18 protein-coding genes are annotated in these 13,448 nt (G+C 66.3%); 8 read left to right on the top strand and 10 right to left on the bottom strand.

The features are described 5' to 3' along the window. Nucleotides 1-32 precede the first annotated feature (32 nt). Nucleotides 33-875, bottom strand: a complete 843-nt coding sequence (locus AC4D2R_RS14605) for a glutamate ABC transporter substrate-binding protein (RefSeq protein WP_490940847.1) — start codon at nucleotides 873-875, stop codon at nucleotides 33-35. 61 nt (nucleotides 876-936) lie between these two features. Then, a complete protein-coding gene (locus AC4D2R_RS14600; protein WP_490899600.1) occupies nucleotides 937-1,713 on the bottom strand; it encodes an amino acid ABC transporter ATP-binding protein in 777 nt (258 codons plus the stop codon). A gap of 115 nt (nucleotides 1,714-1,828) precedes the next feature. Between AC4D2R_RS14600 and AC4D2R_RS14595 the strand changes: the two genes are divergently transcribed. From AC4D2R_RS14595 to AC4D2R_RS14575, 5 genes are all read left to right on the top strand, one after another. Further along, on the top strand, nucleotides 1,829-2,629 hold the full coding sequence (locus AC4D2R_RS14595; RefSeq protein ID WP_490940845.1) for an LOG family protein: 801 nt from the start codon (nucleotides 1,829-1,831) through the stop codon (nucleotides 2,627-2,629). A 26-nt stretch (nucleotides 2,630-2,655) separates the two neighbouring features. Further along, on the top strand, nucleotides 2,656-2,988 hold the full coding sequence (locus AC4D2R_RS14590) for a DivIVA domain-containing protein (RefSeq protein ID WP_490899602.1): 333 nt from the start codon (nucleotides 2,656-2,658) through the stop codon (nucleotides 2,986-2,988). Beyond that, a complete protein-coding gene (locus tag AC4D2R_RS14585) occupies nucleotides 2,985-3,596 on the top strand; it encodes a DNA-3-methyladenine glycosylase I (protein WP_490940843.1) in 612 nt (203 codons plus the stop codon). Before AC4D2R_RS14590 ends, AC4D2R_RS14585 begins: the two co-directional genes overlap by 4 nt. 5 nt (nucleotides 3,597-3,601) lie before the next feature. After that, nucleotides 3,602-4,789, top strand: a complete 1,188-nt coding sequence (locus AC4D2R_RS14580) for a hypothetical protein (RefSeq protein ID WP_490940940.1) — start codon at nucleotides 3,602-3,604, stop codon at nucleotides 4,787-4,789. Nucleotides 4,790-4,953: 164 nt separating this feature from the next. Continuing rightward, nucleotides 4,954-5,121 (top strand): DUF3117 domain-containing protein, encoded by a 168-nt coding sequence (locus AC4D2R_RS14575; protein WP_081737717.1) that lies wholly within the window; start codon nucleotides 4,954-4,956, stop codon nucleotides 5,119-5,121. A gap of 7 nt (nucleotides 5,122-5,128) precedes the next feature. On the opposite strand, the gene AC4D2R_RS14570 is transcribed toward AC4D2R_RS14575, so the two are convergent. Next, entirely contained in the window at nucleotides 5,129-5,767 is a 639-nt protein-coding gene (locus tag AC4D2R_RS14570; RefSeq protein WP_490940841.1) for an O-methyltransferase, read from the bottom strand. A 266-nt stretch (nucleotides 5,768-6,033) separates the two neighbouring features. Between AC4D2R_RS14570 and sigE the strand changes: the two genes are divergently transcribed. Beyond that, nucleotides 6,034-6,681, top strand: a complete 648-nt coding sequence (gene sigE / locus AC4D2R_RS14565; RefSeq protein ID WP_490940839.1) for an RNA polymerase sigma factor SigE — start codon at nucleotides 6,034-6,036, stop codon at nucleotides 6,679-6,681. Between the two features lie 56 nt (nucleotides 6,682-6,737). Then, nucleotides 6,738-7,133, top strand: coding sequence for a sec-independent translocase (locus AC4D2R_RS14560; RefSeq protein ID WP_490940837.1), 396 nt, complete (start codon nucleotides 6,738-6,740; stop codon nucleotides 7,131-7,133). A 19-nt stretch (nucleotides 7,134-7,152) separates the two neighbouring features. On the opposite strand, the gene AC4D2R_RS14555 is transcribed toward AC4D2R_RS14560, so the two are convergent. The 5 genes from AC4D2R_RS14555 to AC4D2R_RS14535 form a co-directional block, all read right to left on the bottom strand. After that, nucleotides 7,153-8,274 (bottom strand): Mrp/NBP35 family ATP-binding protein, encoded by a 1,122-nt coding sequence (locus AC4D2R_RS14555; protein ID WP_490940835.1) that lies wholly within the window; start codon nucleotides 8,272-8,274, stop codon nucleotides 7,153-7,155. Further along, nucleotides 8,271-8,870, bottom strand: a complete 600-nt coding sequence (locus AC4D2R_RS14550; protein WP_490940833.1) for a DUF1003 domain-containing protein — start codon at nucleotides 8,868-8,870, stop codon at nucleotides 8,271-8,273. Before AC4D2R_RS14550 ends, AC4D2R_RS14555 begins: the two co-directional genes overlap by 4 nt. Then, the gene (locus tag AC4D2R_RS14545) at nucleotides 8,863-10,146 is read right to left on the bottom strand and encodes a magnesium transporter MgtE N-terminal domain-containing protein (protein ID WP_490899611.1); all 1,284 of its coding nucleotides are present in this window, start codon (nucleotides 10,144-10,146) and stop codon (nucleotides 8,863-8,865) included. The genes AC4D2R_RS14550 and AC4D2R_RS14545 overlap by 8 nt, the downstream gene beginning before the upstream one ends. A 129-nt stretch (nucleotides 10,147-10,275) precedes the next feature. Next, nucleotides 10,276-10,584, bottom strand: a complete 309-nt coding sequence (locus AC4D2R_RS14540) for a DUF3040 domain-containing protein (protein WP_490940831.1) — start codon at nucleotides 10,582-10,584, stop codon at nucleotides 10,276-10,278. Nucleotides 10,585-11,030: 446 nt separating this feature from the next. Next, complete coding sequence (locus tag AC4D2R_RS14535) at nucleotides 11,031-11,708, bottom strand: winged helix-turn-helix transcriptional regulator (RefSeq protein ID WP_490940829.1); 678 nt, start codon at nucleotides 11,706-11,708, stop codon at nucleotides 11,031-11,033. Between the two features lie 99 nt (nucleotides 11,709-11,807). Here AC4D2R_RS14535 and AC4D2R_RS14530 point away from each other — a divergent pair, with 99 nt between their 5' ends. Then, complete coding sequence (locus AC4D2R_RS14530) at nucleotides 11,808-12,176, top strand: hypothetical protein (RefSeq protein ID WP_490940827.1); 369 nt, start codon at nucleotides 11,808-11,810, stop codon at nucleotides 12,174-12,176. A gap of 11 nt (nucleotides 12,177-12,187) precedes the next feature. Here AC4D2R_RS14530 and AC4D2R_RS14525 read toward each other — a convergent pair whose 3' ends face one another. Continuing rightward, nucleotides 12,188-12,511, bottom strand: coding sequence for a hypothetical protein (locus AC4D2R_RS14525; RefSeq protein WP_490940825.1), 324 nt, complete (start codon nucleotides 12,509-12,511; stop codon nucleotides 12,188-12,190). A 75-nt stretch (nucleotides 12,512-12,586) separates the two neighbouring features. Further along, nucleotides 12,587-13,315: a hypothetical protein gene (locus AC4D2R_RS14520; protein WP_490940823.1), complete on the bottom strand. Its 729-nt coding sequence runs from the start codon at nucleotides 13,313-13,315 to the stop codon at nucleotides 12,587-12,589. Between the last annotated feature and the right edge of the window lie 133 nt (nucleotides 13,316-13,448).

The raw sequence follows: 13,448 nt of genomic DNA, 5'->3' as shown, positions 1-13,448 counted from the left end.
CGACGGGCAGCCCCACCAATACCGGGAGGTGATTACGCGCAGGCCTCGGGCTCCGGCGGGTTCAGTTCCTTGTTGTACGAGTAGTCGGCGCCTTCGGTGTTGGCCTTCAGCGCCTCTTCCCACGCACCATCGTCGATCATCTTGGTGATGGCTGTGTTGACGTCTTCGCAGAGTTCGCTGCCCTTGGGCAGGCCGACGCCGTACCGCTCCTCCGAGAAGGGGGCGCCGACGACCTTGAACTGGCCGGCATTGGCCTCCTGGGCGGCAAGGCCGGCGAGGATGATGTCGTCGGTTGTGACGGCATCGATCTGGCCGCCGCCCATCACGCTGACGCACTCCGCGTAGCCGGGCTGCTCAACGAGGTTGACGTCCGGGTACTTGTCCTTAATCTTCTGCGCCGAGGTGGAGCCGGTGACCGAGCACAGGTTCTTCCCCGCGAGGTCCTCCGGGCCCTTGATGTCGCTGTCCTTGGGGACGAGGAGATCCTGGCCGGCGACGAAGTACGGCCCGGCGAAGTCGACCGTCTGCTTGCGCTCGTCGGTGATCGAGTAGGTCGCGAAAATCATGTCGACTTCGTTGTTCGACAGGAGGTTCTCGCGGTTGGCCGAGGGAGCCTGGACGAATTCGATCTGCTCTTCCGTGTAGCCAAGCTCCTTGGCCACGTACTTCGCAACGTCCACGTCGAAGCCCGAGTAGGAGCCGCCTTCATCGAATCCAAGGCCCGGCTGGTCGAACTTGATGCCGATCTTGACGGATTCAGCGTCGCCCTCGCCGCCGGTTCCGCCGCTCTCATTTCCGCCCCCGCCTCCACAGGCCGAGAGCGTGAGGGCTGCGGCTGCTGCCATGGCGGCAGCTGCATAACGGGTCTTTCGCATGATTTCTCCTTGCGTTGCGGCCAACAGGCCTTGACGGTGCAGTAATGAAACTTGGGGTGGGTCAGTGGGCGAGGATCTTCCCGAGGAAGTCCTTCGCGCGGTCGCTCCGCGGATTGGTGAAGAACTCCTCGGGGGTGGCCTGCTCGACAATCTGGCCGTCCGCCATGAAGATGACGCGGTCGGCGGCCCTCCTGGCGAAGCCCATCTCGTGGGTGACAACGATCATTGTCATGCCCTCCTTGGCGAGCGAGACCATCGCATCGAGGACTTCGTTGATCATTTCGGGGTCGAGGGCCGACGTGGGCTCGTCGAAAAGCATAACCTTAGGCTTCATGGCCAGCGCCCGCGCGATCGCCACGCGCTGCTGCTGCCCGCCGGAGAGCTGCGCCGGCAGCTTCTGGGCCTGGTTGGCAACGCCGACGCGTTCCAGGAGGGACATCGCGAGGTCCTTGGCTTCCCTGGTTTTCATTCCCTTGACCTTCACGGGCCCGAGGGTGACGTTTTCAAGAATCGATTTGTGGGCGAAAAGGTTAAAGGACTGGAACACCATTCCCACGTCGGCGCGCAGTTTGGCCAGTGCCTTGCCCTCGGCGGGCAGCACTTTCCCGTCAATGCGGATTTCGCCATCGTCGATGGTTTCGAGGCGGTTGATCGCCCGGCACAGGGTCGATTTTCCGGAGCCCGAAGGGCCGATCACAACAACCACTTCGCCACGGGCAATTTCGAGATCAATATCTTTGAGAACGTGCAGCTCGCCGAAGTGTTTGTTCACCTTTTTCAGGGATACGAGGGGGGCCGCTGAAGACGCGGTCGTAGACGGCTGCGGTTCACTTGTCATGGGAAGAATCTAGCGAACGAATGCCCCCTGGCAACACTTACGCGCCCAAAAAGGAAAATTGTGATTCAAGAGCAACCAAATCCCGGGCGGGCTCCGGGGCGGCTAGCCTAGGAGGATGCCTCACCTGAACCGAGCCCCTAACGACGACGCCAGCCAGCCGGAAAACCCCGGACAGACGCCTCCTGCCACGCGCCGCCGCGGGCAGGTTGAACTCCGGCGGGCGCAGACGGCGGTGCCCCAATCCGACAGCTTCCTGCTCGACTCGGAGGAGGGGCCCCTCTTCACGAAGACCGACCCGTGGCGGGTGCTGCGGATCCAGAGCGAGTTCGTCGAGGGCTTCGGCACCCTGTCCCAGCTCGGCCCGGCAATCAGCGTCTTCGGGTCGGCCCGCACACCCCGCGACTCGCCGTTCTACGCGCTCGGTGAGGACATCGGGCGGCGCCTGGTCGGTGCCGGGTACGCCGTCATCACCGGAGGCGGCCCCGGGGCCATGGAGGCGGCGAACAAGGGCGCCTGCGAGGCGGGAGGAATGTCGGTCGGGCTTGGCATCGAACTGCCCTTCGAACAGGGAATGAACGAGTGGGTCGACCTCGGCATCAATTTCCGTTACTTCTTCGCCCGCAAGACAATGTTCGTCAAGTACGCCAGGGGCTTCGTCGTCCTGCCCGGCGGCTTCGGCACCCTCGATGAACTCTTCGAGGCAATGACCCTCGTCCAGACCCGGAAGGTCACCTCCTTCCCGATCGTGCTGATCGGCGTCGATTACTGGGGCCCGCTGTGGGACTGGGTAAAGGGAACCCTCCTCGCCGAAGGAATGATCTCGGAAAAGGACCTCGGGCTTGTCCACCTGGTCGACGACGCCGAGGAAGCAGTGCGGCTCGTCATCGCCGATACCAAAACCCATAAGGAGCCCTGACCGGCGGTCTCTGGCACGATGGCTCTGTGAGTATCTTCCTCGTTCTCCTCGCGATCGCGCTGCTGGGCGGCACCGCCGTCCTGGCCGCCGGCCTGCGGTTCCCACTCCGGGGCGGCCGGCGGGTCCCCGCGGCGGTTCCCGGGCTCGCCGAACCGGTCGCCTCCCTGCCCCCGGTGCTCCTGCCGGACAACCCCGCCGCTGCCGACGTCGGACGGGTGCGTTTCGGACTGGGCCTGCGGGGGTACCGCATGGATCAGGTCGACGAGGTCCTTGACCGCCTCGCCGAAGCGCTCGCAGCGCGGGACGCCCGGATCGAGGACCTGCTGCGGCGGTGCCCCAGCGGCGGAGCGGAACGGTGACGGGCGCAGTTCCCGGATCGGACGGGCGGCTGAGGTGCGGGTGGGCGGTGTCCACCACCGAGTACGAGCGCTACCACGACGACGAGTGGGGCAGGGCCGTCACCGGTGACGCCGCGCTGTTCGAACGTCTGAGCCTCGAGGGCTTCCAGTCCGGCCTGAGCTGGCTGACCATCCTGCGCAAGCGTGAAGCGTTCCGGGAGGCGTTCGCAGCGTTCGACCCGCTGTGTGTTTCCCGTTTCACCGACGACGACGTCGCGCGGCTGATGGCTGATGCGGGTATCGTGCGCAACCGGGCGAAGATCCTTGCCACGATCGCGAACGCCAAGGTCGTCGCCGCCTTCCCGGAAGGCACCACCCTGGGCGGGATCTTCGAAGCCTTCCGCCCGCCGGCCGGACCGGCCCCGGCGTCCCTTGAGGAAGTGCCGGCTGTCACGCCCGAGTCGACGGCGCTGGCCAAGGAACTGAAGCGGCTGGGCTTCCGTTTCGTTGGCCCAACCACCGTCTACGCGATGATGCAGGCAACCGGTTACGTCAACGACCACCTCGACGACTGCTGGGTCCGGCACACCCGGCCCGCGGGTAACAGCTCCGCGCCGTCGGCGCCTTGACCGGAGTGCATCCGCGCGCCTGGCCCTGGCCGGTGCAGGTCCTGCTGGTCTACGGTGCGGCGCGCATCCTTTCCGCGGGGGTGCTCCTTGCCGCCGCGGCCGTCCAGGCGCCGAGCCCCTGGGCGGCGGCGTCGCCCGGATACCTGTCGTTCGTCGCGTTCTGGGACAGCGGCTGGTACGAGAGGATCTTCGAGGAAGGGTATCCACCGGAGCTTCCCCGGGACATCGACGGCGCCGTCTCACCCAACCAGTGGGCGTTCTACCCCCTGTTCCCGGCCCTGGTCCGGCTGCTCCACTCCCTTACGGGCGCAGGATGGCCGGTGCTCGCACCAATCGCCGCAACGGCGTGCGGGTTCGCCGCGGCCCTGGTCATCTACCGGTTGTTCCGGCTCGCCGCGGAACCCCGCGACGCACTGTGGGGCGTGGCCTTTGTCGCGTTCCTTCCGGTTTCCCCGATCCTGCAGATCCCCTACGCGGAGTCACTGAACCTGCTGCTGCTGGCGTTGTCGCTGCTGCTGGTCTTCACGCGCCGGTACCTCACCGCCGTTCCCGTGGTCGTCGCCATGTGCCTCTCCAGGCCCGCGGGGGTCCCCTTCGCGTTGCTGCTGCTGATCCTGTTCGTGATCGAACTGCTGGCGCTGCGCCGGCGGCCCCCGGATGCCCCAGCCGACCGAAAAACCGGCAGCGGGCCGCTCCGGCTCGCCGTGCTGGGCCTGGTCACCGGAGCCGCGGCGCTGGCCTGGCCTGCCGCGGCGTGGGCCGTCACGGGGGAGGCGAACGCCTACGTCGAAACGGAGACGGCGTGGCGCGGTGAGGAACTTGCACCGTTCGCACCCTGGCCGAACGCGGCGGTGGCCTACCTCGGGCCGGTGGGAGGGCCGCTGGCGCTGCTGGTCCTCGCGGCAGGGTGCTTCCTCCTGTTCCGGTCACGGCCGGTCCGCAGCCTGGGCGCCGGCCCCGTGAGCTGGTGCGCGGCCTATCTTGTGTACCTCGCCGCGTTCTGGAATCCCCAGTCGAGCACCTTCCGGATCCTGCTTCCGCTCTTTCCCCTCGCGCTCGCGGCGGCCCTCGCCTCGCGGTCCCCGGCGTACCGGTGGGCCGTCCTGGCGGTGTGCCTTGTCCTCCAGATCGTGTGGGTACGGGTGCTCTGGGCGTGGAGCCCGGTGGTGGGAAATGCCGACTATCCACCATGAAACTGTGATCCACGCCGCACGCGGATTAGCTCGCCGGTTGATTGTGCTGAATAATGTATTCGATGACGTGTGCTGGCGCGTCGTGCCCAGCAGGGCGCTGCCACACACCGCTTACTGACGCGGCGCCGCTGGCCGGCAACGCACTGTTGAAAGGGACGATCCTTATGGCTGCCATGAAACCGCGAACCGGCGATGGACCGATGGAAGTCACTAAGGAGGGGCGCAGCTTGATCATGCGCGTGCCCATCGACGGCGGAGGTCGCCTGGTGGTCGAACTCAATGCCGAAGAGGCAGGGAAGCTGAAGGACTGCCTGCTGACGGTGACCGGCTAGCAGCCGCTCACTTCTGGCGTTTCACGGCGAGCAGGAGCCCCGACCCAGTCGGGACCAGGGCCGAGAGGAGCTGGTCGTTCTCGCGGATCGTCTTACCCACCTGGCGCAGCGCATTCGTAGAGGATTCGCGGATAGCGGGATCAGCAACCCGGTCGGAGTCCAACGCGTCGTTGACGATCAGCATCCCGCCCGGCTTCAGCAACCGCACCGCCTGGTCGACGTAGAGCGGCAGTCCCGCTTTGTCGGCGTCGATGAAGACGAGGTCGTAGGCGGCGTCGGTGAGGCGCGGGAGGACATCCGAGGCGCGTCCGGAAATCGTGCGCGTCCGATTGCCCGGGATCCCGGCCTCGGCGTAGGCCTCGCGCGCCGTGCGAAGGTGGTCGACATCGGAATCGATCGTCGTGAGCACCGCGTTCCGGCCCAGTCCGCGCAGGAGGCACACCCCCGAAACTCCTGCCCCGGCACCCACCTCGACGGCTGTCTGTGCCTTCGAGCCTGCGGCGAGGACGGTCAGCGCGGCCCCAACTCCGGGGGACACCGGCGTCACTCCCAGCTCGTAGGAGCGGTCGCGGGCGCGGAGGAGTACTTCGTCCTCGACGGGAAGTCCCTCAGTGTATGACCAGCTGCTCTGCTTGTCCGCGGCCATCGGTGTCCGTTCTTTAGTAATGTGCAATGTCGCAGGTCCCCCAACCCGCCTCCAACACTACTGCCGAAGCCGGAGCCCCGCGCGCACCGCTGCCCGGTGGCTCCCGCATAATTACCAGCCAGTTCCCAGCTTTGTGCTGAAGAATTTTCTTTATTGGGGCATCCAGCCACCCCGCCGCAACGAATCACGGTGATCAGGACCGCATCACCGCGGCCTTGACCGGCACCGCAGCGAAATGGCTGTTGAAAGGTGATAAGGGGAAACAGATGTCTAGCCCTAGGGCGGCAGTCGTCGCCGAGCAGACCGTCCCGCATGTCGACAGTCCCTACGGGGGCGACGGGCAGGAGGCCGACTGGGTCGCACCCACGTGGGAAGAAGTAGTTACGGTGCACTCGCCAAAGGTGTACCGGCTCGCATACCGGCTGACCGGCAACAAGTTCGACGCGGAGGACCTCACCCAGGAGGTGTTCGTCCGCGTATTCCGGTCACTGGCAAATTTCAAGCCCGGCACGCTCGACGGCTGGCTGCACCGGATTACCACTAACCTCTTCCTCGACCAGGCCCGGCGCAAGACACGGATCCGGTTCGACGGGCTCTCCGAGGAAGCCGAAGCCAGGTTGCCTACCGGGCACCCCGGCCCCGAGCGCAGCTTCGAGTTCAACAATCTCGACATCGACGTCCAGGCGGCCCTCGATGAGCTGCCGCCGGATTTCCGCGCCGCTGTGGTCCTGTGCGACCTTGAGGGGCTTGCCTACGACGAGGTGGCGCGTGTCCTCGGCGTGAAGCTCGGAACAGTCCGTTCGCGGATCCACCGGGGCAGGACGATGCTCCGCGAGAAGCTGGCGCACCGCGACCCGCGTAAGCCCGCGAAGCCTCCCGTGCTGCAGCTCCCGCGGATCGCCGGCATCGGGTAGTTCCCCCGGCGGCCGACGAATCGCCCGGCCGCGGGAGGGAAAGGTAGTCTTTTCACGTGTTCGGAATCAACGGTCTCGAGTTTGTGGTCTTGGTGATGCTCGCCGTTGTGATCCTGGGTCCGGAGCGGCTTCCGGAGTACGCGGCGCAGCTCGCCCGCCTGGTAAAGGGCCTGCGCAGGATGGCCAGCGGTGCCCGCGAGCAGCTCCGCGAAGAGGTGGGGCCCGAACTTGATGAAGTCGATTGGCGGAAGCTCGATCCCCGCCAGTACGATCCGCGGCGCATCATCAAGGAAGCGCTCCTCGAAGACCTCGACGACACCTTCAAGCCCGTCAGCCCCGACGGCCCGGCGGTCGCCCGATCCACCATGCCGCCGACGGCGGCTCACACCGCTGCGGCTCCGGTGCGGCTCGCCTCAGGCCAGCCGGCACCGTACGACGCCGAAGCGACGTAGCCAGGCGTCCGCAGGGCGGTCAGCGGGGCGATACCGACAGTCTGGTTCCCGCAAGGCCACGGGGCCGGCGCGCGAGAGAATGGGCGATGCTCCGGAGGGCGCCAGCGGCCGGCGAAGAGGTCGTTTCGAGCACGATCGGGGCTCCGGCGTCGCCGCCCTCGCGCAGCGCGATTTCGACTGGGACACTGCCCAGCAGGGGCACTTCCGCCGAAAGGGTTGCGCTCAGCCGCTGGGACAGTGCCTGCCCTCCGCCGGAACCGAACAGCTCGATGCGTTCCCCTCCAGGCAGGTCAAGCCAGGACATGTTCTCGACCACCCCGACGACCTTCTGGCCCGTTGAGGCCGCCATGGCCCCGGCTCGTTCGGCCACATCTGCGGCCGCGCTCTGCGGGGTGGTGACGACGAGAAGCTCGGAGCGGGGCAGCAGCTGCGCCACCGAGATGGCGATGTCCCCGGTTCCGGGGGGCAGATCGAGGAACAGGGCGTCGAGGTCGCCGAAGTAGACATCCGTGAGGAATTGCTCGAGCGCCCGGTGGAGCATCGGGCCCCGCCAGGCCACCGGCTGGTTGGTATTGACGAACATGCCGATCGAAATGACCTTCACCCCGTAGGCAACCGGCGGAAGGATCATCTCGTCAACACGCGTTGGCTGCTGAGTGATCCCCATCAGGGCGGGGACGGAAAAACCGTAGACGTCGGCATCGATGATGCCCACGCGCAGGCCCTCGGCGGCCATCGCCGTCGCCAGGTTCACGGTGACCGTGGACTTGCCCACTCCGCCTTTTCCGCTCGCCACGGCGTAGACGCGGGTGAGGGATCCTGGGTCGTTGAAGGGGATTTCCCGCTGCCCGCCGGCGCCGCGCAGCATCGTCTTGAGCGCATCGCGCTGCTCCTGGTTCATCACTCCGAGGTCGACGCTGACGGAGCTGACGCCTTCAACCCCGGCCAGCGCGTGCTCGACGTCTGCGGTGATCGTTTCCTGCAGCGGGCAGCCGGAGATTGTGAGCAGCACCCTCACCGTCACCGCACCTGAGGGATCGGCGTCCACACCGTCAACCATCCCCAGCTCGGTGATCGGCCGGCGGAGTTCGGGGTCAAGAACGGAGCCGAGGGCCCCGAGGACCGCAGCCTCTGAAATCACTGGCTGTCGCTCGCGACCGGTGGGGTCACGCGGGGCAGGCCCATGGTGTTCTCCGACGGCTTCCTGCGCGGTTTCTTGGTGAGGGTTATCTCCTGGCCGTCGGCCGCTTCAAGGATTTCCTCAAGGGCCGAGCGAAGCTCGGACCGGACATAGTCCCTTGTGGCAACCTCCCGGAGGGCAATGCGGAGCTCCGCGATTTCCCGGGTCAGGTACTCGGTGTCGGACAGGTTCCGCTCCGCCCGCTGCCTGTCCTCACGCAGTGACACGCGGTCACGGTCGTCCTGCCGGTTCTGGGCCAGCAGCAGCAGCGGTGCAGCGTAGGAGGCCTGGAGGGAAAGCATCAGCGTCAGGGCCGTGAACCCCAGGGCCGCGCTGTCCCACCGGGCGTCCGCCGGTCCCCAGGTGTTCCAGACCAGCCACAGCACGCAGAACACGGTCATGTAGAAGAGGAACTGCGGCGTGCCCATGAAGCGCGCGAAGTTCTCGGTTGCACTGCCGAACCGGTCGGGGTTGGGACGCAGCCGGGGAATCACCCGTTTGCGGCTCTCCCGTGGGGTGTCAAGACCGGTCGAGGTCGATCGGATTCTCTCAGCCACGTGTTCCTCCCCGCCTTAGTGCGCGTGTGTCGTCCTGGGCCCGCCAGTCATCGGGCAGGAGATGGTCAAGCACGTCATCGACGGTGACGGCGCCCACCAGCCTGCCCTCCTTGTTGATGATGGGCAGGGAGTTGAGATTGTAGGTTGCAAGGATGCGGGAGACCTCGCTGATATTGGCCTGGTCACTGACCGGTTCGAGGTCGGCATCGAGGATGTTGCCCAGCTGCTCCGGCGGCGGGTATCGCAGGAGCTGCTGGATGTGCACCACGCCGAGGTACCTGCCGGTGGGCGTCTCAAGCGGCGGGCGGCAGACAAAGATCGATGAGGCAAGGGCCGGGGTGAGCTCCTCTCGGCGCACGTGGGCCAGGGCTTCGGCCACCGTCGCCTCGGGCGGGAGGATGACAGGAACGGTCGTCATCAGCGAACCGGCGGTGTCCTCCTCGTACTGCAGGAGCCGGCGCACGTCGTCGGCGTCGTCGGGCTCCATGAGCTGGAGCAACTCCTCCTTCTGCGCCTCGGGCAGTTCGTTGAGCAGGTCGGCGGCGTCGTCGGGGTCCATCTCTTCGAGGATGTCGGCGGCGCGCTCACGGTTCAGCGAGGAAAGGATCTGGACCTGGTCATTGTCGGGCATCTCCTGGAGGATGTCCGCCAGCCGGTCGTCCTGGAGCTCCCCGGCCACCTCGAGGCGGCGCTTGTTGCTCATCTCGTGAAGGGCTTCGGCAAAGTCGGCGGCCTTGAGGTCCTCGTGCTGCGCGACGAACTGGGAGGCGCCCTGGGGCTCGTCCGCGGCGCCGTGGTAGGCGTCGAGCCAGTTGATGATGAGACGCTCACCTCCCCTGCGAAGACTGCGCAGTGCAGAGGTGGGGCCGCCGCGTCGGATGAACAGCTGCGACACGTGCCAGTCGCCGGTCCTGTTCTTCTCCATCGCGATGTCCTCGATGACCGCGTCGCCGGAGCCGTCCCGCAGGGTGACCCGCCGGTCGAAAAGCTCTCCCACAACGAGCAGTTCGGCGCCGCGCTGCTCAAAGCGGCGCAGGTTCACCAGTCCCGTGCAGATGATCTGCGACGTGTCCATTGAAGTGACCCGGGTCATCGGGACGAAAATGCGTTTCTTCCCCGGGACCTCGATGACGATTCCGACTACCTGGGGTTCCTTGAGGGGCCCGCGGTCGATCACGACGACGTCGCGCAGCCGGCCCAGACGGTCGCCCAAGGGGTCGAAAACATCGAGGCCGAGCAGGCGTGCTACAAAGACGCGGGTCGGATTGGTATTCACATGCCAAGGCTACTTCCCGGCGCGCCTTCCGGTGTATTCGGTGACGGTTTCGAGCCCTGGCGCCCACCGGACGGGCGCCGCCGGAGCCCCGGGCGGCATCGACGGGGGACGGGGAGGGGGTGCCGGCGACTACGCGGCTTCCCGGTAACGCGGCCCCGGGGTGGCGTTTGCGAGGGCGAAGTAGATTCCGGCGCCCATTGTCGTGAAGCCGAGGATGCCGACCAGGATGCTGGTGGTCGGGTCGGGCAGCATTACCGCGATGAGCAGGGTCAGGAACCCGGCGAGGTCGGCGAGCACGCCGAGAACGATCCGGCGGTTCGAGACGGTGGAGGCCCGGGCTGGGGCCGGGGCAAGTGCCGCGGCAAGCCGGGGGTCGTCGTCCCGGAGCTGTTTCTCAAGCTGGTCGAACAATTTCTGCTCGTGGTCCGAAAGCGCCATCGGGATCTCCTTGGGTGTCCTTGAGGGGCGGGGAGGTGGGGAAGTGGTGTGAGGAAGCGGGCGGGAGGGCGTTTTCCTGGTCAGGCGGACCGTACCGGCCACCGGAGTGCTTGGCATACAGTCAAAGTCCTAAATTAGGATTGTTTAGTCCCAACAAACTGTCAACTCGCCGCCGCCGGCGATAATTCCCTGCTCGGAGAAAGCAAGGGAGGCTTCCATGGATGGCCCTCGGCCCCGACCGCTCCGCAGGAGCCCTTCTGACGCTGCGCTGCGCCGGTTGTCCGCGCCCCCAGTGGGCGCAGGCATAGGCGTCAGGTGGTTGCGCGGTTGACCGGAGTTGCGCAGGGCGCGCAACCGCTGCCGCACTACCCGCTTCACCCTGCCGCGGGATGGGCGCGGTGGAGCGGTTGGACACGCCCTGGTGGGGCCGGCCGGGAATTCGAGGCTTAGCTGGCCAGTTCGGCAACTCCGCGCAGCCGCGTGGGCGGTACGGAGAAGAGGGTGAAGAATTCAGCCGCGACGGCGGGGTCGCCCTCCAGGGTGATCCGCCCGGAGGCGAGGGCATCCGGAACCGTCTCCCCGCTGAAGATCAGGTCCCACAGGGCAAGCACATCGCCTGTCACGTCGACGTCGACCGATCCGGCCGTGGTCCGGCGGACATCGATTGACTGTGGTGTAACGGAAACCGTGAAGACGTCCCGCCCGATATGAAGGCGAAGCTTTGCTTCGAGCATCGACTCCGTGGGTGGATAGTAAAGCGCCTTCAGCAGGAGGATAAAGGCGTCGGAGCTCATGCCCTTGGTCGGCCGGTGTGCGATATGAGAGCCCCAGCGCGAGAGTTCCAGAAGGATTGTCTCAAGCTGGTACCCGCGCTCGGTGAGTTCGTAGGCCGGAACGCTTGCCGGCGGGCCCAGTTTGACGCGATGGAGGAGGCCGGATCCCTCGAGGTCCTTAAGGCGCTGGCTCAGGACGTTTGGACTTGCGTTGGGCAGCCCGGCCCGCAGGTCGCTGAATCGTTTGGGTCCAAGCAGGAGTTCGCGGACAACCAGCATCGACCACCGCTCGCCCACCGCGTCCATCGCGAGGGCCGCTCCACAAGAGTCGTCGTAGCTTCTTTGTGCCATATGGGAATTATATCGCAGCCGCAGAAGTTGGTACTAGGCAAGGATCAAACTGTCCTACATTCGGACTACTGGAATCACCCGGCGCATCGAGGAGCAACGATGGAAACCGCAGTCATCCCCGCGGACCGTATCTTTGGAACCGACTGGACCCCGGCCCAGCTTCAGGCCATTGCGGAGCGCTACGAGTTCATCCAGTCGCACACCCTGTTCAGCAGCACCGCGGTCCGGGTTGCTCCGAAGACCCCGGTGATCGACCGCGCGGCCCTGCGGGCGCTCGTTGCCCGGACCATGGGCCGGGTGGAGGGAACCTACTGGATGGTTGCCGCAATGACGATGGCCCATCTCGCCATCAGTTTTCCTCAGTTGCTGACAGAGGAGCAAGTTTGTCTGTTGCTTGACCCGATCGCCGCGGGGGAGAGCCTCGCCCAGGCCGGCCGGGTTCATCAGGTCACTGTCCTGGCTGCCTGAACCGCTGCCCTCTACCCGACCCTTCCCGAACCACCCAGCCCGACCGAAGAGGATCCGATGGCAAATTTCACCTCGCTGCGTGCAGCGGCCCTGACCTTCCTGGCCGCCGCAACACTTGCGGCATGCGCCGGCTCCACCGCCACACGCGCAGCGTCCGGCCCTTCAACGACGGCTTCGTCGAGCACCGCTTCCTCGCCGGTCCTCCCGTCTCCGACGCTCGCCGAGGGGCGTGTGAGTGAGTCGCGCAGCCTTCGGGGATCGGTGACGGCGGCTCCGGCGCTCTGACATCCACGGGTGCGGGTGGGCCACCGCAGCTGGAGGCGCTTTTCACTCATCCGGCATCTGGATGAACGCGCGGCCCGCCTTTCGTCCAGCCGCGGTCCAGGCGATGCCGGGCTGAAACTGCGGGTTCAGCCGGAGAGCCGGACGTCGTCGACGTCGAGAAGGATCGCAGCGAAACCGTGGTCGGCGATGTTGTTTTCGTCCCGGAGCAGCACGCGCCGGCGGGTCGGAACCGGCAGCCCGCCGAAGGCCCGGTGCTCCGAGGTGTAGTGCGCGACCTCGACCCGCCCGTTGACCTCGACGTCATAGTCCATGCGGCGCTGGAGGCCGGTGGCGGAGTCGAAGTAGTAGGTCTGCACCGTGCTGTGGCTGGCAATTCCCGGAGGGAAGGTGACTTCGAGGCGGCGCCAGGACTCGCCGTCCTCCTGCCATGGTTCCAGCTCCCGGGTCTGAACCCCTGAAAGGGTGAACAGGAGGGGCTCGGTGAGGTAGAGCCACGTGGCGTAGGAGATGAAGTATCCCATCTGCGTGGGAGACCACTGGGTGTCGGCGACGAAGCCTGCCATGCTGGCGCGGGGATGGAACAGCTCGTCGACCACCGTCCCGCTGGCATCGGTGATCCTGACAAGGTCTGCCGCGGCGTCAAAGCTGAGCGTGCGGCCTTCGCCGTAGGGGCCCATGCTGATCCGCTGGCGGGAAAGATCGGCCGTCACCGTTTCGACGCCGAGGAGGTCCGGCTGGCCCTTGAAGGGCCAGAACACGCCGTGGACGTTCACGGTTGCGGAGACCGTCCGGGCGCCGCGCCACAGGTCGGCGCCGCCGTGCTTGGCGAGGATGAAATTCAGGAGCTCACTCATGGGCAATGCCTTCTGCTATCCCGCTTTAGCACGGGTGGTGCGTAATGGTCATCGAATGATGGACTCTTACTATGCAGGAGGCAACCACGCGCCGGACTGTTACGGATCGGCCGATGGGGAAGTACGGTGAAGC

It is taken from the genome of Arthrobacter sp. TJ-217 (assembly GCF_058269255.1).
This window is presented reverse-complemented; position numbering and strand designations above follow the sequence as displayed.